Origin of the sequence: Colwellia piezophila ATCC BAA-637, from assembly GCF_000378625.1 — a bacterium.
Classification (GTDB): domain Bacteria; phylum Pseudomonadota; class Gammaproteobacteria; order Enterobacterales; family Alteromonadaceae; genus Colwellia; species Colwellia piezophila.
Map to the genome: position 1 here is coordinate 266,628 of NZ_KB905165.1, position 21,254 is coordinate 287,881.

24 protein-coding genes, 1 tRNA gene and 1 pseudogene are annotated in these 21,254 nt (G+C 35.8%); 10 read left to right on the forward strand and 16 right to left on the reverse strand.

The window, feature by feature from the left end; all coding sequences use genetic code 11:
• The first annotated feature begins 48 nt into the window (after positions 1–48).
• The gene (lapB, locus tag F580_RS0111720) at positions 49–1,215 is read left to right on the forward strand and encodes a lipopolysaccharide assembly protein LapB (RefSeq protein WP_019027925.1); all 1,167 of its coding nucleotides are present in this window, start codon (positions 49–51) and stop codon (positions 1,213–1,215) included.
• Positions 1,216–1,442: 227 nt separating this feature from the next.
• Positions 1,443–2,138 carry an orotidine-5'-phosphate decarboxylase gene (gene pyrF / locus F580_RS0111725; protein ID WP_019027926.1) on the forward strand — a complete coding sequence of 232 codons (696 nt, stop codon included), beginning with the start codon at positions 1,443–1,445 and terminating at the stop codon, positions 2,136–2,138.
• A 105-nt stretch (positions 2,139–2,243) separates the two neighbouring features.
• Here pyrF and gap read toward each other — a convergent pair whose 3' ends face one another.
• Positions 2,244–3,248 carry a type I glyceraldehyde-3-phosphate dehydrogenase gene (gene gap / locus F580_RS0111730; protein WP_019027927.1) on the reverse strand — a complete coding sequence of 335 codons (1,005 nt, stop codon included), beginning with the start codon at positions 3,246–3,248 and terminating at the stop codon, positions 2,244–2,246.
• A 255-nt stretch (positions 3,249–3,503) separates the two neighbouring features.
• On the opposite strand from gap, the gene gndA reads away from it, so the two are divergent.
• A complete protein-coding gene (gene gndA, locus F580_RS0111735; RefSeq protein ID WP_019027928.1) occupies positions 3,504–5,036 on the forward strand; it encodes an NADP-dependent phosphogluconate dehydrogenase in 1,533 nt (510 codons plus the stop codon).
• A 23-nt stretch (positions 5,037–5,059) separates the two neighbouring features.
• Positions 5,060–5,437 carry a peptide-methionine (R)-S-oxide reductase MsrB gene (msrB, locus tag F580_RS0111740; RefSeq protein WP_019027929.1) on the forward strand — a complete coding sequence of 126 codons (378 nt, stop codon included), beginning with the start codon at positions 5,060–5,062 and terminating at the stop codon, positions 5,435–5,437.
• Between the two features lie 15 nt (positions 5,438–5,452).
• On the opposite strand, the gene F580_RS0111745 is transcribed toward msrB, so the two are convergent.
• Positions 5,453–6,265, reverse strand: coding sequence for a DUF2989 domain-containing protein (locus F580_RS0111745; protein ID WP_019027930.1), 813 nt, complete (start codon positions 6,263–6,265; stop codon positions 5,453–5,455).
• 179 nt (positions 6,266–6,444) lie between these two features.
• On the opposite strand from F580_RS0111745, the gene F580_RS0111750 reads away from it, so the two are divergent.
• Complete coding sequence (locus F580_RS0111750; protein ID WP_019027931.1) at positions 6,445–7,896, forward strand: glyceraldehyde-3-phosphate dehydrogenase; 1,452 nt, start codon at positions 6,445–6,447, stop codon at positions 7,894–7,896.
• A gap of 124 nt (positions 7,897–8,020) precedes the next feature.
• On the opposite strand, the gene F580_RS0111755 is transcribed toward F580_RS0111750, so the two are convergent.
• A complete protein-coding gene (locus F580_RS0111755; RefSeq protein WP_019027932.1) occupies positions 8,021–9,046 on the reverse strand; it encodes a D-alanine--D-alanine ligase family protein in 1,026 nt (341 codons plus the stop codon).
• 841 nt (positions 9,047–9,887) lie between these two features.
• On the opposite strand from F580_RS0111755, the gene F580_RS0111760 reads away from it, so the two are divergent.
• The gene (locus tag F580_RS0111760; protein ID WP_019027933.1) at positions 9,888–10,085 is read left to right on the forward strand and encodes a hypothetical protein; all 198 of its coding nucleotides are present in this window, start codon (positions 9,888–9,890) and stop codon (positions 10,083–10,085) included.
• Positions 10,086–10,150: 65 nt separating this feature from the next.
• Here F580_RS0111760 and F580_RS0111765 read toward each other — a convergent pair whose 3' ends face one another.
• From F580_RS0111765 to F580_RS0111790, 6 genes are all read right to left on the reverse strand, one after another.
• Positions 10,151–10,489: a TusE/DsrC/DsvC family sulfur relay protein gene (locus F580_RS0111765; protein WP_019027934.1), complete on the reverse strand. Its 339-nt coding sequence runs from the start codon at positions 10,487–10,489 to the stop codon at positions 10,151–10,153.
• Positions 10,480–10,776: a sulfurtransferase complex subunit TusB gene (gene tusB / locus F580_RS0111770; RefSeq protein ID WP_019027935.1), complete on the reverse strand. Its 297-nt coding sequence runs from the start codon at positions 10,774–10,776 to the stop codon at positions 10,480–10,482. Before tusB ends, F580_RS0111765 begins: the two co-directional genes overlap by 10 nt.
• 46 nt (positions 10,777–10,822) lie before the next feature.
• A complete protein-coding gene (tusC, locus tag F580_RS0111775) occupies positions 10,823–11,221 on the reverse strand; it encodes a sulfurtransferase complex subunit TusC (protein WP_019027936.1) in 399 nt (132 codons plus the stop codon).
• Positions 11,221–11,589: a sulfurtransferase complex subunit TusD gene (gene tusD / locus F580_RS0111780; RefSeq protein WP_019027937.1), complete on the reverse strand. Its 369-nt coding sequence runs from the start codon at positions 11,587–11,589 to the stop codon at positions 11,221–11,223. Before tusD ends, tusC begins: the two co-directional genes overlap by 1 nt.
• A 129-nt stretch (positions 11,590–11,718) precedes the next feature.
• Positions 11,719–12,387, reverse strand: coding sequence for a Bax inhibitor-1/YccA family protein (locus tag F580_RS0111785; protein ID WP_019027938.1), 669 nt, complete (start codon positions 12,385–12,387; stop codon positions 11,719–11,721).
• Between the two features lie 241 nt (positions 12,388–12,628).
• The gene (locus F580_RS0111790; RefSeq protein WP_019027939.1) at positions 12,629–13,246 is read right to left on the reverse strand and encodes a DNA-3-methyladenine glycosylase I; all 618 of its coding nucleotides are present in this window, start codon (positions 13,244–13,246) and stop codon (positions 12,629–12,631) included.
• Positions 13,247–13,431: 185 nt separating this feature from the next.
• Between F580_RS0111790 and F580_RS0111795 the strand changes: the two genes are divergently transcribed.
• A tRNA-Ser gene (locus F580_RS0111795) sits at positions 13,432–13,522 on the forward strand.
• Positions 13,523–13,606: 84 nt separating this feature from the next.
• On the opposite strand, the gene F580_RS0111800 is transcribed toward F580_RS0111795, so the two are convergent.
• Positions 13,607–14,359 carry a hypothetical protein gene (locus F580_RS0111800; RefSeq protein WP_019027940.1) on the reverse strand — a complete coding sequence of 251 codons (753 nt, stop codon included), beginning with the start codon at positions 14,357–14,359 and terminating at the stop codon, positions 13,607–13,609.
• A gap of 2 nt (positions 14,360–14,361) precedes the next feature.
• Complete coding sequence (locus tag F580_RS0111805; RefSeq protein WP_019027941.1) at positions 14,362–14,625, reverse strand: hypothetical protein; 264 nt, start codon at positions 14,623–14,625, stop codon at positions 14,362–14,364.
• A 137-nt stretch (positions 14,626–14,762) separates the two neighbouring features.
• Between F580_RS0111805 and F580_RS0111810 the strand changes: the two genes are divergently transcribed.
• The gene (locus F580_RS0111810) at positions 14,763–14,990 is read left to right on the forward strand and encodes a helix-turn-helix domain-containing protein (RefSeq protein WP_019027942.1); all 228 of its coding nucleotides are present in this window, start codon (positions 14,763–14,765) and stop codon (positions 14,988–14,990) included.
• Between the two features lie 66 nt (positions 14,991–15,056).
• Here the strand turns inward: F580_RS0111810 and F580_RS26350 are convergent, their stop codons facing one another.
• The 4 genes from F580_RS26350 to F580_RS0111830 all read right to left on the reverse strand — a co-directional run bounded on the left by F580_RS26350 (position 15,057) and on the right by F580_RS0111830 (position 17,136).
• Positions 15,057–15,212, reverse strand: coding sequence for a hypothetical protein (locus F580_RS26350; protein WP_157443083.1), 156 nt, complete (start codon positions 15,210–15,212; stop codon positions 15,057–15,059).
• 21 nt (positions 15,213–15,233) lie between these two features.
• Positions 15,234–15,506 (reverse strand): hypothetical protein, encoded by a 273-nt coding sequence (locus F580_RS0111820; RefSeq protein ID WP_019027944.1) that lies wholly within the window; start codon positions 15,504–15,506, stop codon positions 15,234–15,236.
• 364 nt (positions 15,507–15,870) lie between these two features.
• Positions 15,871–16,896 carry a tyrosine-type recombinase/integrase gene (locus tag F580_RS0111825; protein WP_019027945.1) on the reverse strand — a complete coding sequence of 342 codons (1,026 nt, stop codon included), beginning with the start codon at positions 16,894–16,896 and terminating at the stop codon, positions 15,871–15,873.
• Positions 16,897–16,908: 12 nt separating this feature from the next.
• Positions 16,909–17,136: a DUF4224 domain-containing protein gene (locus F580_RS0111830; protein WP_019027946.1), complete on the reverse strand. Its 228-nt coding sequence runs from the start codon at positions 17,134–17,136 to the stop codon at positions 16,909–16,911.
• Positions 17,137–17,770: 634 nt separating this feature from the next.
• Here F580_RS0111830 and F580_RS0111835 point away from each other — a divergent pair.
• Together F580_RS0111835 and F580_RS0111840 are read left to right on the forward strand one after the other, a co-directional pair.
• Positions 17,771–18,454, forward strand: a complete 684-nt coding sequence (locus F580_RS0111835; RefSeq protein ID WP_019027947.1) for a hypothetical protein — start codon at positions 17,771–17,773, stop codon at positions 18,452–18,454.
• An 11-nt stretch (positions 18,455–18,465) separates the two neighbouring features.
• Positions 18,466–20,781, forward strand: a complete 2,316-nt coding sequence (locus F580_RS0111840) for a relaxase/mobilization nuclease domain-containing protein (RefSeq protein WP_019027948.1) — start codon at positions 18,466–18,468, stop codon at positions 20,779–20,781.
• A 102-nt stretch (positions 20,782–20,883) separates the two neighbouring features.
• On the opposite strand, the pseudogene F580_RS25975 reads toward F580_RS0111840, so the two are convergent.
• Positions 20,884–21,015: pseudogene (locus F580_RS25975) on the reverse strand (transposase); the annotation flags it as partial.
• Between the last annotated feature and the right edge of the window lie 239 nt (positions 21,016–21,254).

Below are 21,254 nucleotides of genomic sequence, written 5' to 3' on the forward strand. Positions count from 1 at the left end.
AACACTAGGCTTTCTAACTTCTCTTTACAACATTCCCCAAGAGCACTAATGATTGAACTACTCTTTTTATTATTACCCGTTGCCATGGCTTATGGTTGGTTTATGGGGCGTAACAGCATCAAACAAAACCAACAAACGGCAAAGCAAGACTTATCGATAAAGTATTCAACCGGGCTCAATTACTTATTATCTAATCAGCAAGATAAAGCCATCGATTCCCTGCTTGATGCGTTAAAAGTTGAAGACGATAGTGTCGAAGCCCATTTTGCCATGGCTAACTTATTTCGCAAACGTGGCGAGTTAGACCGAGCACTAAAAGTGCATGAGCACCTAGTTAGACTCACTCACCTACCAACCAAAGATAAACAACAAGCTGTGTTTGAGTTAGGTAAAGACTTTTTAAGTGCTGGTTTATACGATCGCGCGGAAACCATGTTTACCAAGTTGTTAAAATCGAAAGATTATGGCTTGAAATCTTTGTCATATCTATTAAAAATATTTCAATCGACTAAAGATTGGCAGCATGGCATCGATCGCCAAAAGCTTATTGTAAAACATAACGATAAACGTATATTACATACCTTAGCTAATTTCTACTGTGAACTAGCGACGACTGCTTTTGAGCAAGATGAATTTATAGCAGTGATTGAACTATTAGAGCAAGCACTTATCCTTGACCCTAACTCATGTCGTGCAAATTGGTTAATGGCCAAAATTTATGAAAATCATCAGCAGTGTGAATTAGCGGCAAAATGTTACCAGGCAATCTATAAGCAGGATAATGAGTTTTTCCCGGATGTTATTGAACAAATGCTTGCTTGTTATACTCGTTTAGATGAACTTGACCAATTCTATAGCTTTATTAAAAAGGTTTATGATGAAACGGCTGGCTCAGGCGCTTTAATTTGTTATTTGAGTCACGTTGAAAACAAGCACGGTAAGAAAAAAGCGCTTGAGTTTATGGTGTCAGCGCTTAAGAGAAGACCTACAATTAGAGGCTTTGAACATTTTGTTAATATGCAAATGACACAAGCTGATGATGTTAGCAATGCTAGTTTAGATTTGATTAAAGAGTTAATTGGTGAATATTTAAAAATCAAACACAGGTATAGTTGCCGTAGTTGTGGTTTTAATAGCCAAATTCATTATTGGTCTTGTCCGTCATGTCATGAGTGGGAACAGCTCAAGCCCGTTCGTGGCCTCGAAGGGGAATAATAATCCCTTTCTTTGTTGTAAAACACTAGAGCTACATCGAAAGTACTCACTGACTATCGTCAGCTCCGTGCTTTCTCTTTGCTCTTGCACTTTACAACGTTGAAACGAATCATTATTAGTTTTAATAACTAGCTTGATTTAAATACTAATACTAAACTTATTGTCATTCCCGAACTTTCCATGTGAAGAGATATCGGGAATCTATTGTTTTAAAAATAGGAAACCCTATGAACGATCCAAAAGTAGTTGTCGCCTTAGACTTTGATAAAAAACAAGATGCCTTATCTTTTGTTGATAAGATTCAACCGACAGATGCTCGCTTGAAAGTAGGTAAAGAGATGTTTACCTATTTCGGTCCTGAGTTTGTTAAGCAACTCACCGGTAAAGGTTTTGACGTTTTTCTCGATTTGAAATTTCATGACATTCCTAACACAGTAGCAAAAGCCGTTACGGCGGCTGCAGACTTAGGTGTTTGGATGGTAAATGTCCATGCAAGCGGTGGCAGTCAAATGATGTCTAAAGCAAAAGAAGCCATAGATAGATATGGTGAAGAGGCACCACTGTTGATTGCTGTTACCGTACTAACTAGTATGAATGAAGCTGATTTACGTGGCTTAGGTATTCATAAAACACCTGCCGAGCAAGTAGACTTTTTAGCCAGTTTAACAAAACGATGTGGCTTAGATGGCGTAGTTTGTTCGGCTTGGGAAGCGGAACAATTGAAGAGAGATTTAGGAAAAGAATTCAAATTGATCACGCCAGGTATAAGACCTGCGGGCTCAGCACAAGATGATCAGAACCGCATTATGACACCCAAGCAAGCAATAGATGTTGGCGTAGATTATTTGGTCATTGGCCGTCCCATTACTAAAGCTGCTGACCCTCAACTTGTATTACAGCAAATTAATGCCTCGATTCGTTAAATAGTCATTAAATCCTTTTGTTTTAAAAGGTGCAGACCAAAAAAAGCTAGGCCATTGCTGACCTAGCTTTTTAGCTTATATACCAGTTGTTATAAAAGCGGTTGCTTACTTTTCATACTTGTTGATAAAGACAACAAGATCTAGCACCTTACTCGAATAGCCAATCTCATTATCATACCAAGAAACCACTTTAACGAAAGTATCTGTTAGTGAGATACCTGCTGTAGCATCAAACACAGAAGTACATGTTTCGCCGATAAAGTCATTTGAAACAACAGCATCTTCAGTGTAATCTAAAATTCCATTTAATTCACCTTCAGCCGCTGCGCTCATCGCTTGACAAATTTCAGCGTAAGTAGCTGGATTTTTCAAGTTAACGGTTAAATCAACCACTGATACATCTGGGGTTGGTACGCGGAATGCCATACCTGTTAATTTACCATTCAATTCTGGAATAACTTTACCAACAGCTTTGGCTGCACCGGTAGAGGAAGGAATGATATTTTGTCCTGCACCACGTCCGCCACGCCAATCTTTAGTCGATGGACTATCAACCGTTTTCTGTGTTGCTGTTGTCGCATGGATTGTAGTCATCAAACCATTTTCAATACCCCAGTTATCATTTAATACTTTAGCGATAGGAGCAAGACAGTTAGTAGTACAAGACGCATTTGAAACAATATCTTCGCCGTCATACTTGTCTAAGTTAACACCACAAACAAACATAGGTGTATCATCTTTTGAAGGGGCGCTTAGCACAACTTGCTTAGCACCGGCAGTGATGTGTTTACGAGCCGTCTCATCGGTAAGAAATAAACCTGTTGATTCCACAACAGTATCGACATCAATATCATCCCATTTTAAATTTTCAGGATTACGTTCAGCAGTTACACGTATCGCCTTACCATTAACAATGAGTTGGCCATCGACTACATCAACAGTGCCATTAAATCGACCATGTGTGGAATCGTATTTTAACATGTAAGCCATGTATTCAATATCCATTAAATCATTGATACCAACAACTTCAATATCATCACGATCTGCTGCTGCTCTAAATACAAAACGGCCAATACGACCAAAACCATTAATACCAACTTTAATTTTCATGGGAACCCCTTAAATACATTATGTAGTAAAATTACACCATTTTGACGAAAATACAAGAAAAAGATTGATTTTGTGTCGTAATATTTCATGTTTTCAATTATTTTTTTGCTTAAATTACTAAATTGTTTACCTTTACCTTAATTATTTGTATATTTTGTACAATACAATTTTAAATAGCATGGTAGAATGCGCAAAATTTTGCAGAATAGTAGCTAGTGGTAAACTACGCGCTTATTTGACATAGGAAGAATATTGATGACACAACAAAAGCTATTGTGTGATATCGGCTTTATTGGCCTAGGTGTTATGGGTAAAAATCTAGTACTTAATTTAGCTGATAATGGCTTTAATATCGCTGCATTTGATTTGAGTGATGACAAAGTACAAGCGGTTATTGCTCAGGATGAATCGGAGAATACTACAAATACTCCACGTGTATATGGTTGCTCTTCTTATACTGAATTGTTATCACAACTTAAAGCACCCCACCTTATTGTACTCAGTGTTCCTGCTGGTGCGCCGGTTGATCAGGTCTGTGAAAACCTTATTGGTGCGGGCATTCAACCCGATGATATTATTATCGATACCGGCAATAGTTTGTGGACTGATACCGTCGAGCGAGAAAAAAGATATAAAAGTAATTTTTTACTTTTCTCCTCAGCTGTTTCGGGTGGGGAAGTGGGTGCCCGTTTTGGACCGTCATTAATGCCAAGTGGCTCTCCCTATGCCTGGGCTCGTGTTAAACCAATTTGGGAAGCAATAGCGGCTAAAGTTGATGCCCAAACGGGTAAACCAATGGTTCGCACTCAACCAGGCCAAGTCATCACAGACGGTGAGCCTTGTGCGGCTTATATAGGTCCAGCAGGAGCTGGCCACTATGTTAAAATGGTTCATAACGGGATTGAGTATGCCGATATGCAAATTATCTGTGAAGCTTATCATGTGTTGAAATCAGGCCTAAATCTAAGCTGTGATGAAATTGCCGATATTTTTGAAAAATGGAACGATGGACCATTAGATAGCTACTTAATGGAGATATCGGTTGAGGTTTTACGTCATAAGTCTTCCGATACTAATACGCCACTGGTTGAATTGATATTAGATAAAGCGGGACAAAAAGGCACGGGTTTATGGACCGCAATGAGTAGTTTAGAACTAGGTTGTCCTGCTCCTACTATTGCTCAAGCGGTATATGCTCGCTCTATTTCATCATTTAAAACACTAAGAACTCAAGCATCAACGGTGCTTGACGGCCCTGAGCAACCAGCACTGTCTGAAATAGAAAAACAACAAGTCATTACGCAATTACACGATGCGATGTATTGCGCTAAAATTTGTGCTTATGCTCAAGGCTTTCAGTTAATGAAGCTTGCCGCAAAAGAACATGGTTGGACGTTAGACTTCGCTAGTATTGCTAAAATTTGGCGTGCGGGTTGTATTATTCGAGCTGCATTTTTACAGTCAATTACCGATGCTTACCAGCGAGATGAAACGTTAGATAATTTAATGCTTGATGATTTTTTTGCTAAGCAATTAAACGACCGTCAATTGAACTGGCGTAAAGCTATTTGCCATGCGACTATGCAAGGTGTGCCTATAGGTGCATTGTCTACCTCACTTGCCTATTATGATTCAATGCGCAGTGAAACATTACCTGCTAATCTTTTACAAGGTCAACGTGACTTCTTTGGTGCTCATACGTTTGAACGCATAGATAAGCCATCGGGTAAAAAATATCACGTGCAGTGGTCAACAAAAGCTAGAGAAACTATTCAAGTTGATACCTAAAAGTTAAAGAATAAGGGTAAAGTATGACCAATAATGATGATTATAAAAATAAATTAACCGAGGATGCCTATAAAGTATGCCGGTTAGCCGCTACGGAACAACCCTTTAGTGGCATTTATAATGATCATTGGCAGCAAGGCACATATCACTGTGCCTGCTGTGAACAACCATTATTTAGTAGTGACGGTAAATTTGACGCGGGCTGTGGTTGGCCCAGTTTTTTTGAGGAAATAGCAAGTAACGTGGCTTACCTGTCAGACGACACTCATGGTATGAAACGGGTAGAGATACAGTGCAAAAATTGTCAGTCTCATCTTGGCCATGTTTTTGATGATGGCCCCAAACCTACCGGAAAACGGTTCTGTGTTAACTCACTTAGTTTAAGTTTTCAGGCGAAGTAAACATCCCAATCAAAATTAATACGTAGGGCTAGTGAATTGCCCTGCTTCAATTTTATCTAAAGTGGAACTGGCGACTTTATCAAGAAAGTTAGCATCTAATGACTTGGCTTGCTGATAGTTACTTAAACTTGTTTCAATTTTCGGATCATCCTCTCCTAATAAAAGCTGATAAGTACGTAACCAAATATAGGACTGTTTATACTGTTTTTTCTTTGTGTATATCGTCACCAGTGACTGCAATATTTCTGGGTTTATCGTTGTACCTGGCGGATGCAGCTCAAGTGCACGGTATAACAAGCCTAACGTTTTCTTGGTATCACGCTTTATATAGTAAGTAGCTAAATGATATTGAGCCGTTGAATTATCTAAAATAGCTTTACCCTCAAGCGCTAGCAGTTTTGCTAAGGCCTGATCGTCAAACTCTCTAGACCAACGATAATAGAGTAGGTGAGGGTGTGTTGAACTTGCAGTTTTCTCGACTAATAACGATAAATTGGCTTTCGCTTTCAACACATTATTTTTTCTCTGTGTCGTTTTACCTTTTAACTTAATATGCTGAATTTGCGCAGCCAATGACATGCACTTGATGTATTTTTCATAACCCACAAGTACGTTATATTTCTCTATCTCAAGCCCTTCATTTTTTACTTTAATCCTACCTAAGATAACGGCTACTCTTTGGCTTTTACACCAACTATCCTTAGGGAATTCGTTACATATTTGTTGATTGTCTTTACAAAGTTGCGTTAAGTTAACATTATCACCGCAGCCGCTGATAAATAGTACGATAGGGAGAAGCCAATATCTTGGCAAAGAAGGTATTTTCACTCGTTTAGTTTCCGATCATTAATAATTAAAACACCAAAAAGATTTTTGTAACCCCTAGAGAAATATTTCATACTGAATTACAATACGCCTGTAAAAATACTCACAACTAGCTATTATCGTTTTTAGTATCGCATGATAATAGCCTAATGTTCAATTGACTGAAATAAAAGGTTTAAGTAATGACTTCTCATCTTGAGGAAAAATATCAAGCAAGCTGGCAAGAGCGTCAAACGTTCGCTGAAAATATGCAACCAATTATTGGACAGCTATACCGTAATAAAGGCATTGAAATTTTGGTATATGGCCGTCAGCTTTTAAACGCTTCTCCTATTGATATTATCAAAGCACATAAATCTGTTGCTCTTCATGAAGAGAGTAAATTGCGTTTACGTGAAAGCTTCCCTTTTATTGAAGCAATTAATAAAATGGACTTAGCACCGGCTCGCATCGATTTAGGTAAGCTTGCTTATAACTATTTATACCTAGGCAAAGCAAATGACTTGTCTATTGAACAATACCTAGATAAAGAGTTAACCGTAGAAAGCCGCGAAAACGCAGGTCAAAAAAGCCAAGACGTTGTTCTTTACGGTTTTGGTCGCATTGGTCGCCTTTTAGCGCGTTTATTAATAGAGCGTGCCGGACCAAATACACTATTAAACCTTCGTGCAATTGTTTTACGCCCAAGTAAAGGCGGTGACGATTTAGAAAAACGTGCAAGTTTACTACGTCGTGATTCAGTTCATGGTGCTTTTAATGGCAGCATTACTATCGATAAAGAAAATAACGTAATTAAAGCCAACGGTGCTTTTATCAAAGTTATTTATGCAAAATCTCCATCTGAAGTTGATTACACTGAATATGGTATTAATAACGCTTTAGTTGTTGATAACACAGGTATCTGGACTGACGAAGAGGGTTTAAGTCAGCATTTACAATCTAAAGGCGTGGCTAAAGTACTCTTAACTGCACCTGCTAAAGGCGATATCAAAAACATCGTTTATGGTGTTAACCACGATATGATTTTAGCTTCAGATAAAATTATCTCAGCAGCAAGTTGTACTACTAATGCTATTACACCAGTATTAAAAGCGATTAACGATGAATACGGTATTCGCAATGGTCATGTTGAAACTATCCATTCATATACTAATGATCAAAACCTGATTGATAACTACCATCCAGCGCCTCGTCGTGGTCGTAGTGCACCATTAAATATGGTTATCAGTACTACCGGTGCAGCAAAAGCAGTAGCTAAAGCATTACCTGAGCTTAAAGGCTTATTAACAGGTAACGCAATTCGTGTGCCAACGCCAAATGTTTCAATGGCTATCATGAACTTGAACCTGAAAAAATCGACGGATAAAGCAGCGTTAAATGACTATTTACGTAATATGTCATTAAACTCGCCGTTACAAAATCAAATTGATTACACTGCATCTAGCGAAATCGTTTCTAGCGATTTAGTTGGTTCACGTTATGCAGGTGTTGTTGACTCTCAAGCAACAATTGTTGAGGGTGATCGCGCGGTATTATACGTTTGGTATGACAACGAGTTTGGTTACAGCTGTCAAGTTGTACAAGTGATGCTTGAAATGTCAGGTATTACCGTACCTAGCTTACCACATAAATAAATTCACTTAACTAAGCATAAGTTAGCAAACCTAAGTGATTAAAAAAGCGCATATTATTTATTAATATGCGCTTTTTTATTTTTAGTAGTCAATAATGAATATCCCCTTTAGCTGAGATTATCAACTAAAAGCCTGAGACCTGATCTGCCATTATTGGGGGTGTTGTTAAATGGCTTATCGTGGGGAATAACTGAGCGCGGTAAAGCGCATTATCTAACATTAATTGAATTACTTCATCGTAGCTTAAACCAAATTCTATTTCACATGATTTTGGAAAATAACTAGAATCTGGAGTTAAGCCTGGAACAAGATCAGCCTCCATAAAAAAACAATCGCCATTTTTGTTTGCTTTAATGTCTATTCGTGCAAAATCTCTTATGCCAAGGTTAATAAATGAATTAAGAGCAAGTTGCTTTATTTTATTTAATATTTCAATATTTTCAATCTTTTTAAGTGCTTCGGTATTATCACGTTTTACCTTTAGTCCTAAAATTCTTAGGCCATTTTTTGATTCCGGTGGAATGATCTCAATGGCAGAAACAATGAATTCGCCATCCGATTTATTTATTATAGCCACTGTAAATTCTCGACCATCCAAATATTCTTCAACCAGTATAGGCTGAGAAAATAACGCATATAGTGATAAAACTTTTGCTTCAAATTCTGAAAAATTTTTGACCCATGATGAATCGTCTATACCATTGCCATTTGCTGCATCTATGGGTTTCAAGAATAAAGGGAATTTAATAGGCAATTCATTTTCACTGCGGTGCTTACCCGGTACCGTGGTGAAATATTTGGCGGTAGCAATGCCCTTATTTTGTAAGATTGTTTTAGCCAGTACTTTATTTGAATCAAATTCTAATATATTCCTGAATGAACCAGTAAAGTTCATTTTATAGCTCATGAAATATTCAGATAACCAAATATCACCGTCATTATCGGTAGGGATATATTTAACAGCCAGAACGACTAAATCAGGTTTTCTGGCGATGATATTACCTAAATCAGCCTTTGTTTTACAGACGGTTACTTGCACTGCATGACCCATTTCACTTATTGCCGACAACATGCCCTGGCAAGTATTAATACTGCCAAATCCAGTTTCTTTTAGTTTTTCATTTGGCGTGGTGATTATCTCTATTTTCATTATAATTTCCTGTAACAAATAAATGATACGTCTAAATTTTATTGACTGAAACAAACATGTTGCTGTTTTAATTTCAGACAACAAATTTTAAATACTGGACGCGGTGAAAAATAATTAAGTAAAAAGTAAAGCCCTGCATCTTGAAGTCGCTGGGTATACACTCAGAATAAGGCTCGTTTTAAGCCGTAATGCTTTGACTCACTGGGTAAAACAATACGCATTTTTTATGACGGCAATATGACAAAAAAAGGATATTTCTATGACAAGGTGCTCGATTGAGCAATAGCTGGTGTGTGTGTTTGAGAGCAACGCTGACATGGCGTATTTTAACCAGCACAAGTGAGCAAGAATTTAATGAAGTTGGTATATACCCGCTACCAATCAGAGTGCAGGATTTCAGTGGGAATTAAAATGGCTTTAGGCAATGAAAATAATGTAAGCATAGTCACTCTATGGTTTAATTATTTAACGCGGTATAAAGTCATTTTAAACCCATCGGAGAAGCGTTTGAGCAACATCGCTTCATCGTTGCTATGTACTTATAATGACGCTACATGGATGTAGCCTATTAGAGAATGCAGGAGCACATTCTCCTGAACAACCATTATTTCATCACAGCGCCTTGAATTGAAATTGCTCAAGCACTCTGAAACATGCATCTTGAATGGTAACGGGTATAATAGGTAAGTCGTGCTCTAATTTTTGCTAAAACCCCTCAAGAGCAAATGCTAATGGAACTTCACTGTCTGCTACTGGCATTATTAACCCAGAAAAACACTTATGTTTTTCACCGCTCTTCCGATATAGGTCTATTGCTAATTAATATACAAGGGTAGGATTTATGTCTATCAGCTTAGGACAAAATAACTCTGTTACAGCACAATCTAGCTCTGGTGCTGAATTTCTCACGGCAGCAGTCGCTAAAAGCCAGCAAGAATTAGAGGGTGAAATGGTATTACAGCTTATTCAATCAGTAAATGTAAATAATGTTCCCGCGCCAACGGGCAGTAGTGGCTTTCAAGTCAATATTAAGGTGTAAAGCTTAAATAGCAGTAAGTTGTTGTTTTTACTTAAACATCAAGCACTCATCATTCAGAATTCAGGTTAAATACAACGGGCCGGTTTTGGTAATCCTGCATATTTTGTCGCTTGTTTTGCGGGTCCTTCTGGAAATAACTTATACAAGTAACGGCTACTCGCTTTCTCTGCGCCGAACTCTGCTTTCATTGCTTTGGTGAGTGCCCGAATAGCAGGGGAGGTGTTATAGGTGAGATAAAACTCTCTGACAAAATTAATCACTTCCCAATGGGCTTCTGTCAGTTCAAATTCATCATTTTTTGCCATAATAAACGCTAACTCTCGCTGCCATAACAAATGATCAAGTAAATAGCCTTGTTTATCTGTGGGAATAATTTTGTCTTGGAACGTCAATGCTATTGCCATGTGATCACTTTATTATGATTAAAGGTAAGTTCAACAACGTCTGTCATTTCAATTGGATTGACCGCTGTTATGATTTCAATGGCTCTCGCCTGTGCATGACTGGCAATAACATTGATATTAACCGAGCCATCTACTCGTTTGATTAAACTATCCATCAACGAGTGCTTCAGATTATAACAACCATCATCCATCAACACGATTGAGTCTTGATGGGCTAAAACGCTTAAACACTGGGCGAAGTCATTGCTAGCAAAAGCCGATTGCCGTACAAAATGTAAAGTACTCATATTCTCTCTCTTGAAGTAAAAGGCCTAAAATAAGAGGTGTTAATTCTTAAAACCTTAGCACATGTTGGTGACGATTTAGCGCAGTGCCAAAGTCAATACTCGATAATACTTGTACATCATCAATATGAAAATCTTCAGCAAGTTGACGATTAGCTAATGACTGTTGGCAAACATAGATGTCTTCAATGTCATAGAATTCAAAAGCTGAAAAAGTTTTTAAATAATCCTTAATCGACACTAAACGGCCATCTTGATTAGCGCACAATTGATAAACACCATCACCTTGAAAGAATAGCGAAACCTTTTGTTCAAAGGCACCAAAAATCAATGCGACATCAAGGGCATCTTTACCATGAGTGCTGCTAAAAGGCGCTTTAGAGTTTATTATTGCTAGGCCCGAAGCGGGGAGTTCAGTACTCGCAATTTGAGTATTTAATACGGTCATTAAAATTGCACCAAGCGTGATGCTTTTGTTGTTAACTCAACTAATTCGCCTAAACCTGAGACAGTAAAAGCTTTATTTATTGTCTCATTGTCTATGGCATCGCAAGCAATACCACGTTTTTCTGCAGCGGTAATACAAATGTGTAGTGGTAATTGGTACTTTTGCTGTAATCGTTGCCAGTGTTCAATAGCTTGGTATTCATCACTAGCAATGCTGATGTCTTCATTAGCATGCATTACACCATCTTGGTAAAAGAACACACCAATAACATTAATACCAGCCTCTAATGCCGCCTCAACATAAGTTAATGCGGTAATTGTTAAGTGGCTATATGGGGGAGTAGTTATTACTACGGCAAGAGTTTTCACAACACATCCAAATTATAAAAAGAGAGTAAAAGGCAATAAAGGGCACCTAGGGTAAATAAGAGCAAAAAAAAGCCCCGCAAGAGCGAGGCTTTTATTATAAAGCTTTTTCAGCTAAATTTTTAGTGTTAACTAATCATCATTGCCTAATACACCTAATAACATTAGTAAGTGTACAAAAATGTTATAGATACTTAAGTATAAAGAGATAGTTGCACGAATGTAGTTACGCTCACCACCATTAATAATACGGCTAGTATCATATAAGATTAAGCCAGACATAATCATAATGATTGCTGCACTAATCGCTAACGATAACGCTGGAATTTGGAAGAAGATGTTAGCAACCATTGCGACTAAAGCCACAATCATACCAACCATTAAAAAGCCGCCCATAAATGAGAAATCTTTTTTACTTGTTAGCGCATAACCAGAAAGTGCGAAAAATATTAATGCGGTACCACCAAGGGCTTGCATAATTAACGCGCCGCCACCAGGCATGGCTGCGTAAGCACTTAACATTGGCCCCAACGAAGCGCCCATTAAACCAGTAAAAGCAAATATCCAATAAATACCACTGGCTGAGTCAGCTTTTTTATTTACCACGAACATTAAACCAAAGGCGACTAATGTCATGATAAGCGCTGCACCGTGTGGTAGGTTCATTGCCATTGATATACCTGCTGTTACTGCACTAAACCCTAGTGTCATTGATAACAACATGTAAGTATTTCTCAATACTTTATTGATTTCTATTGCCGAACTTTTGCTCGCCGTTTGAAAACTCATATTAGATTGCATAAAACTTCCTTAAGAATTTATTTCTAGTTATATAGATAAGGTCATTTTAGATAAGTTCAAGTTTTTATTAATTAAATAACTGACTTACACTAATTTTACCGTCTTGTGACATATTATGGCACGGTGTTTTTTAAAATACTACGCTTAGCTTTGTATATAACTGACAATAACTTGTTTTCTTTTGTAACAAACAAAGCCTTGGCATCACTTTATAGGGGGAAGGTATCAAACACTAGCTGGCCTAACATTGCTTCCACTTTACCCCAAGCGATTGATAACTGTTGATAACCTCTTGTTTTCTTTTACAATCATTACTGTGATCGTTAATCAAACCTGAGGCCTGTAAATGTGCATATATTGTAGTAGAGCCGATAAACTTGAAACCGCGCTTTTTTAGATCTTTACTTAATGCATCTGAAATAGGGGAGGTAGCAGGGTAATCACTTATTTTTGCAAGGTTACTGACATGCACCTTGTTATCAACAAAACCCCATATGTAGTTAACAAAGCTACCAAACTCTTTTTGTATGGCAATAAAACATTTTGCATTATTAACGGTAGCGGCAATTTTACCTTTGTGGCGAATTATACTCGCGTCCAGTAATAAGCGCTCTTCATCAGCTAGGGTAAATAGCGCTACTTTATCTACATCAAAACTTGCAAAGGCTTTTCTATAACCCTCACGGCGTTTCAATATGGTATACCAACTTAAACCGGCTTGGGCTGACTCAAGTACCAAGTATTCAAACATTTTATTATCTTCAAGAACGGGCACTCCCCATTCTTCATCATGATATTTCACATAGTCTAATTTTGTCGTGTCTAACCACGGGCAGCGGCAGGTGTTTTCAGTTGTCATTATCTCACTCTTCCTTTGAATCACTGTAAATTGCTTGAAAATAAAGCAAGCTGATTGTTTTTTAGCAAACTAACGTAAAACAAGCATAAATATTTAAAATAGTGCTTTACAACTTATTAGAGAGACTTTAGTATTCGCCTCGTTCTCAAGCAAGCTTTGTTTTACTCGCTTATTTGTTAACTTCAGGTGAGATGGCTGAGTGGTCGAAAGCACCGGTCTTGAAAACCGGCGAGGGTTTGTAGCCCTCCTAGAGTTCAAATCTCTATCTCACCGCCACATTTAAAGGGTTGCACAATGTGCAGCCCTTTCTCGTTTTAGGCACTTCCGAATATTTTTTCCGAATATAATCGCTATTTTAGCTCAATCTTTGATAAATTTGTTGTAAGGTTTAGTCTCTTTCAAAGACGACCTTAACCCCAGAACGTATTGATTATTTATCGATGATTTAGCTGGTATCAAAGTTAACACCTCGGAATACCCTTCAAATCGATCATGCTTAGGTATAACTAAGCCTTTTTGTTTGAACTCTTTTAACATGATCTGCTCAGCTTGAAAGCAGCGATGAAGTTCAGCATGTTGAGAATCAAGAATTTCTGTTCCTTTAGGTAATGATTTTTTACGCTCAGAAGGATTCAGGTATTTTGAAATTCCTATCTTTAAATAAAATGAATTATTACCAAGTGGAATTTTAGCAAGATAAAGGCAACCTATACTTTTTGCTAAGTCTGGTTTCGCTTTAAAACGGCCTAACGAATATCGGCCATGGCCTTTGGTTACAACGTTATCTATAGTAAGTGCTATAAACGCTTTTTTAGCTGTTTTTATTCGTTTGGAACACTGCTTAACTATTTCTTTTTTAAAGCGCTTTATACGCTCTACAGACTCTCTTGCTTTATTAATGATTTTAAAAAGTAAAGGTGACTTAAGTAGGAGTGCATGATCTGAGTATGACTTTCTTATACTGCCATGCTTATCAGTGAGTACCGCTTTTTCAGGAGACCACCCATAAGTTTTTATTCTATTGTAGACAAGCTCTCTATCTTGCCCAAAATAAGCAGCTAAAGCTGTATAAGTTGGATACTCTGTATTAAATGCGCTAATTGTTTTTTTCATGATTATACTCCTACTTTTGTGATAGTTTGGGCAACTAGGTTTTTTAAAACACGATCAAATTTCTGAGATATATGTGTTTTTATAAAACGCTCAAGTTGCTCATTAAATTCAATCAGTTCGTTATCGATGAATTCAGCAATAAGGTTTTCATCATCAACATAAGTGTCAGATGTTGCTTGTAATGCGAATTTAGCGAAAACATCATCGTCTAACTTTGCTACTAACTCTTTAATTAAACTTTCTCTTTCAAACTTATAAATGCACATTTTGATACCTTTAATATTCAGTGGATGCGTATACGCTACATTTGAATATACAGGTGAGATTTAAAATGTCAAGATATAATTGATATTTATATTATACTAATGTAGTGTGTACTCATCTTTATTAGAGTAAAAAGAAAATGATTAGATTTAAATTTAAAGAGTTGATGGCTGAAAAATCATTCCAAGAAGGACGTAGAATTACAATTGAAGAAGTAAGTAAATCAACAGGTATCCATAGAACTACATTATCCAAACTATCTAACATAAAAGGATATAATGCCTCTACTGATATTATTGATAAACTGTGTGTTTTTTTTGATGTGCAAGTATCAGATGTTGCTGTTTATATTAAGAGCATAGATTAGATTGTTATAATGAGGCGTTTCGCCAATTTAACCTTTTTCATCAATAACAGTTAATTTCATTCAAACTTATTCATTTAACATTTTTGTGAATAATTCTATTAGCTCTGTTGATGTTATTTCAGGATTATTCTCTAAAACTTTTATCAACATTTTTACTACTTCGTCGTCGACAGGCATTCCAGATAAACGGCAATTAGCTTTAGCTGCATTAATGTTTTTCATAGTAGATTCACGCATATCGAGTTAGGCGAATGATTCAATTTGCAGGTTAACAGCAACGAGATAGGCCATATTTTTCATTAAATCAATAGCAAACTGTCTATCTGAATATCGATTCATTGCTAATTGATTAAATGTGTAGTCAGGGTGGGGGTGGCCGACACTTTCAAAATAAGCACAAATTTTTATAGCTCGTTCGTAACCTGTTAGATTTCGAGAAGCTTGCCGAGCTTTTTTGATTTGTTGCTCATAAAGCGTTTCAATATCTAGTATCTTTTTTTTAATGACTTGTGTCATGATTTACTCCGTAATTTTTAAATGAGTTAAGAGTTAAGTAATAAGTGTACTTAGCTCTATTATGTTTTTAGTTTTATGAATACTTTAACTGCATGAATTCATTCACTGATAATTTGTGAATGATTATAGTTTTAGCTGCTATTCGATAATGACAATTAAGCGTTTTTATTAAAATATTATCACTGTTTATCCTTATTGATTTTAAGCGACTAGAAACAAACCAGAGCAGCTTGTCTTTGAAATAATACTCACAATGTAAGAATAAATAGCTTTTGTTATCAACTTTGACTCGAATAAGTCTAGCAACATGAATTGAGCAATTAAGTGATTTAATAACCTTAATTTTCATATTGCTAGACATTCTTTAGCTTGATTTCTTCATTTTTGAAGTCTCTACAGTGTCAACAACGACAGCTTTACGTTGATAAGCTATTGTTTGCTTGATATTGGTATGGCCAGCCGCCATCTGCTTTTCAACCATACTGCCATCAAAATCAGAAATTGATTTCGCTTTAAAATCGTGAATAGTGAAGTCCATTTTCTCTCCAGTAGCAACTCTCGCCTTTGCCCTTACATTCCGAAACCGCTCATCGAATCCTGACTTTGTATATCGAGCACCATTCTTCGGCTGAAAGATGATGTGTTTTGATTCAATTGCAGGGTATAGTTTAGCTAAGTAATTCACTGCCTTTTTTAATCGGGGTCCCCATTTTTTTATTTGGGCGACTTGAGTTTTACTTTGCTTAATATACAAACCCTCTTCAGTAAAATCAGATTTTTGCATCTTTAACACATCTTGCGGCCTTGTAGCACACAAACACATGATTTCTAACATTGCATATACAACTGGGCAGGCATGCTCTTTTATTGCAAAATATTCTTCATCACTGATGTACTTACTTCTAACAATCTCTTTGAGTTTTGGCACGCCAATACAAGGATTAACTTTTGTTTTCTCATAAAGTAAAGCCCATGAAAAAACTACTTGTAATGCCGATTTATGGCGGTTGGCTTGAGCGTTACCGGATTTTTTAGCTTTTGCATCTAAAAATTTCTTAACATCTGACCTAGTCACACGATTAACATTCATATGACCAAAAGATTTTATTAAGTCTTTTTTATATTGATGATAATCTTTTTGCGTTCTTGGTGACTTTTCACAAAAGTCAGACGATGCAAGATACTCGTTGATTAAGTTCGCTACAGTATTCGTGTTTTTAGTTAACGATAACGCTTCTTCGTATGCTTTATATACGACAGATAATGAAACATCGAGCTTACAAAGTTTGTAGCATTTTCCTGATTTAGCTCTAAATTCAAAAGCGCACTTACCCCGGTAAACTCGGGTTGGAAGTTTATTATCAGCTTTGTTTTTACGTTTTCTACCCATAATAATACCCCTTTAAAATTCTAAGTTAACTTCATCATTAGCAGAAAAAGCTCCGGAAAATGAAGCTTGTTCAAGCCATTTTGACGTTGTTACAACCTTACCGTCACGGCCTTCAATATAATAAATATTGTGCTGCCGTAGACATTCAGCTTGTTTAGCCGGACTATTAAATCCGGTTAATTTTTGAAGAAAAGGAAAGTCGATAATATCAATTTTAAGTAGTGTATTATTTGAATTCATAATAACCTCCACCTAAAGTGAATACCGTAAAATTTGTTTTGTTTGAGTTATATCTCTTTAATAAAATAATGTTAATTCTGTACATGAAGTACACCTCATCAGTACCTTAAGAATTACGTGAGGAGGTACTGATAATTAGCTATGTTTTTTGCTCACTTATATAGCCTAACAGTTTTGCTAACTTGACTTATAGCCCCTTTTTCCGATACTATTTTTATTACTTGACAACATTTTTTAATGTGCTTCTATTCAATATTGTTTTTGAAAAACAATATGTTATTAACAGTGAAATAACTTACTGTTTAACTGTGTGTTTTTACTTTTTTACCTCCTATCTTATTTTTTATTGTCTAATTAATCTCCACTTGTAACGCCGGAAATTTATTTTTTACTTTTTATAAATATTTTAAAAATGTGACTTTTTTCACGTTTATAAATAGAAAAGCGAAGAAGGGGCCTGTTTAAAACAGTTTTAGTATGAAATGATAAATGGGTCGGATATGCTCAGCGAGGTATGTATTTGTCAGACAAATACGCTCGAATTTTTGTCTGGCGACAAAAGATTAACGCCTGTCGGCTAAAAAAACAAACAACAACTTAAAGATTTTATATATTCAAATTTTAAGGTGTTGTGATGTTAAGTTTTTTACAAAAAATATTTCTAAAAGAAAAAAACAATGAGAGTAAGAAAGAAAAGGTTTTAGTTTCTAGAAAGCCTAAAGCTAAAAATAAATTATCTGAACGGGGTGTCAATTCAGCCTCAAAAGATAAGAAAAAATCTGTAGCTAAAGTTATTAGTTCAACTACGAATTGTATTCCTGCTAAAAAAAAATGTGTACCGAAAGTTAAAAATAATTCAGTAGTAAAAACCAATACAAATATTACAAAGTTAAAGTGCAATGAAAATATTGAAACTGATGATACGTTATCAGTTGAAGTAACAATAACGCCCTCACCAAATGCTTTAGCAAACAAGTTAACCTTCAGGGTGAATCTTGACGAACTACAGAAACTTAAACAATACGTTAAAGATAATCACTCAACGACATCAGCAGTCTTAAGAAGTTTGGTTCAAAAAATCACATCATCAAAAAGATGCACACATGACATGAATCAACAAATTGTTACTACTAACAAGCAAGCTCAAATACTTCATGAATTAAAACGCCAAGGGAATAATTTAAATCAAAGTGTGAGAGCATTGAATACACTAAATAAAAATATAAATGATGAAGATAAAATTCAAGCAGATTATTTATTAAAAGAGTTGAGAATTACATTAACCGAGCTACAAAAAATGTTTGCTCTTTTTATTTAGTGAAATAATTTATGATAATAAAAATATTAGAACGAGCACATAAAAATGTGCAACCATCTCGAATAAATTATGTTTTTGGCTTATCGAATGATGTAAAGATTAATGATGCAAAAATCAATGATGCAAAGATCAATGATAGAAAGATTAATGATGTAGAGTTCATCGGAAGTAATTGTTTGTCGCCATCCCCTCTTTTTATGATTAACGGAAAGCAAGCCATAGATAAAGCAAAACTTGCTCAGTTAAAAAAGGAAATGTCTCTACCTAATAAACATAATCAAAGAGCAAAAAAAACATCTGATCATTTTGTGATTTCTCTAGCTAAAAATGAATCGCTTTCAAATGAAAACTGGCTAATTATCATTGAAGACTACCTTGAATACATGGGCTTCGAGGGTTGCACTTGGTTGGCAACAAAGCATAATGATACAAAGCAGGAACACGCACATATAGTACTCAACAATCTTAAATATGACGATGAAAAGTCTCGTTATGTGCAAGTGAAAAGTAATAACAATCGACAACGCTCAATAAACGCAAGAGTTAAAATTGAAAGAACACTTCAAAAACGAGGGTTGGAAATAAGTTCGACACCTACACATAAAACCTCATCATCAAATTTAAGCTTTAGCTCGAAAAGCAAGCATTGTCGTAAACAAGTCATAAAATTAAGGGCGAATATAAAAGAAGCGAAAAAGGGAGAAATTGCTTTGAGTCAAAAAGAAGTATCCGCTATACAAAACACAATCAATAAGCTCAATAATACAGTTAAATCTGATATTCATTATCAAAGTAGTGAAAAAGAGTTAATTCAAATTATAAAAAAAGCGCACGCATTTGCGCTCAATACTGATAAATCCGTTGAACGTTTTTTGCTGTACTTGCGTTCACATCAAATATCACCACACATTCAATTTAGAAAACTAAAGGGTAAAGAAAAAAGTGTTAAGCGCATAAATGGCGTTAGTTTTTTGTTCAAAGGGTGCGCTTTCAAAGGTAGTAACCTTGGTACAACATTGAATAATAAAAAATTTAATAAACCATTTAGCGCCGCCTCTTTATTTACGGAGAGTAAAAATGAAAAGTATCAAAAAAAATTAAGTTTTAGGCAAGATGAAATCGAACGATTAACTTCAATTAGTGATAGAAATTATGATGTAAAAAGGTCGGTAGAGCCACTCAATATGCAAGATAAAGAAAACTTTCTTTTTTCGTTACTTCCTGATGAAACGAAAATTTTAATAAAAACTAGCGATAAACTCAAAGCTACTGTGCATGCAATTAATTTAAAAAGTAAATGCTCTATAGCGAATGAAAAAGACATTGTCATAACAAAAGAAAATGTAACAGACCAAACAGTGCTAATCCCTGACTTAGATAGTCCTATAGAAAAAAAGATGCTTGAAGAAGAAAGTGAGGCGATATTAGCGGACGATAACTCACCGTTAGCGCACTTACAGCAAACAGACTTTATTGTGGCTGAGTTATCAAGCACCTTATACAATAAATTTAATAACTTAAGGCAAAAAACAATTAATCAGCGTAAGACAAAACACGGACAACCAAACTTTTTGTTGTTTACCCGTTGCCAGCGTCATTATTATGCTTTTAAACCAAACCTGACTAAAACATATCAATACTTGATAGAGAAAGAGGTAATATCCTATCAAAAAAAACTCACAGATAAAGAAGTAGAGGAGTTAGTTCAACTCATACTCGCGTTAGTTAAAGCGTTTCTTGACTTTATTAGACAACTCTTTGATATACCCGACGTTCGCTCGTTAGATACAGTCACTTTCGAAAATACAAATCATGTTCTTGACGTTAAGATGCAAAATATTCAGGAAGTATTAAACCTGTTTGATGAAAGTGAATATCAGACAATTGAAAAGCAACTCAATAGACTTAAACCTGAAACTATCTATGTTGACTCGATAAATAATAAACGAGCATTAGCTGCTTTGTTCATGTCAGCTTTACATAAAGTGCCAGTACATTATTGGCTATTGTTATATAACAATAATTCCGAAGAGCCTTTGTTGAAATCTATAGGACAACATGCTTACACTGTTTGTGAAAGTAATGCCTTAGCTACGAAAAACAGGACGGATAACAAATCGTTATCAAAAGATATGCTTTATTATTTGGCGCATGATTTTCATGTGATTTATGACCCCGTGTTCGACGGTAAAATTAGCAGTTTAAAGAAAGAAGATGTCATCAAAGCTGTCAATCTAGCTTTTGAAAATAGTGACTCTGGTATTGATTATAAATTTACCCAAAGGAATTTGAGTCAAAATTTTGAAGATAAATATCTTTCTCGATAAATAGATATATTGATTTTTTGGATGTACTAAACAACGATAGTCTAAAGACGGTGGTTTAAAAAAAACAGTGGACTGAAAGTCCAACACTTCGGCTAATGCCTATTACCCAACTTCAAAGTTGTCATTTGGCTTACGTTCAAAGTGATGTTCCAAATATTCCTTGATCATTTCTTTCGTTAATTCTCCTGCTGTTACACAGAAGTAACCTCTAGCCCAAAAGTGCTGCAAGTAGTACATTTAATAATAAAACGATCAAATCCTTCTGGCCGTATATAAAGTTTCTATGCAGCTTTTATTACACATGCAGATCAGATGAACTTTTTTAAAATCCATCTCTTGCGGCCTAGGTTTTTATAATAGTCACTTAAAAAAACACTTAAAATATTTTTTATTTATCTCGCTCAAGACAGTATTCGCTTCAGCCATGTAAAACCGTTAGTAAAATCAATTATTCTTTGTTGCATCCACCGACT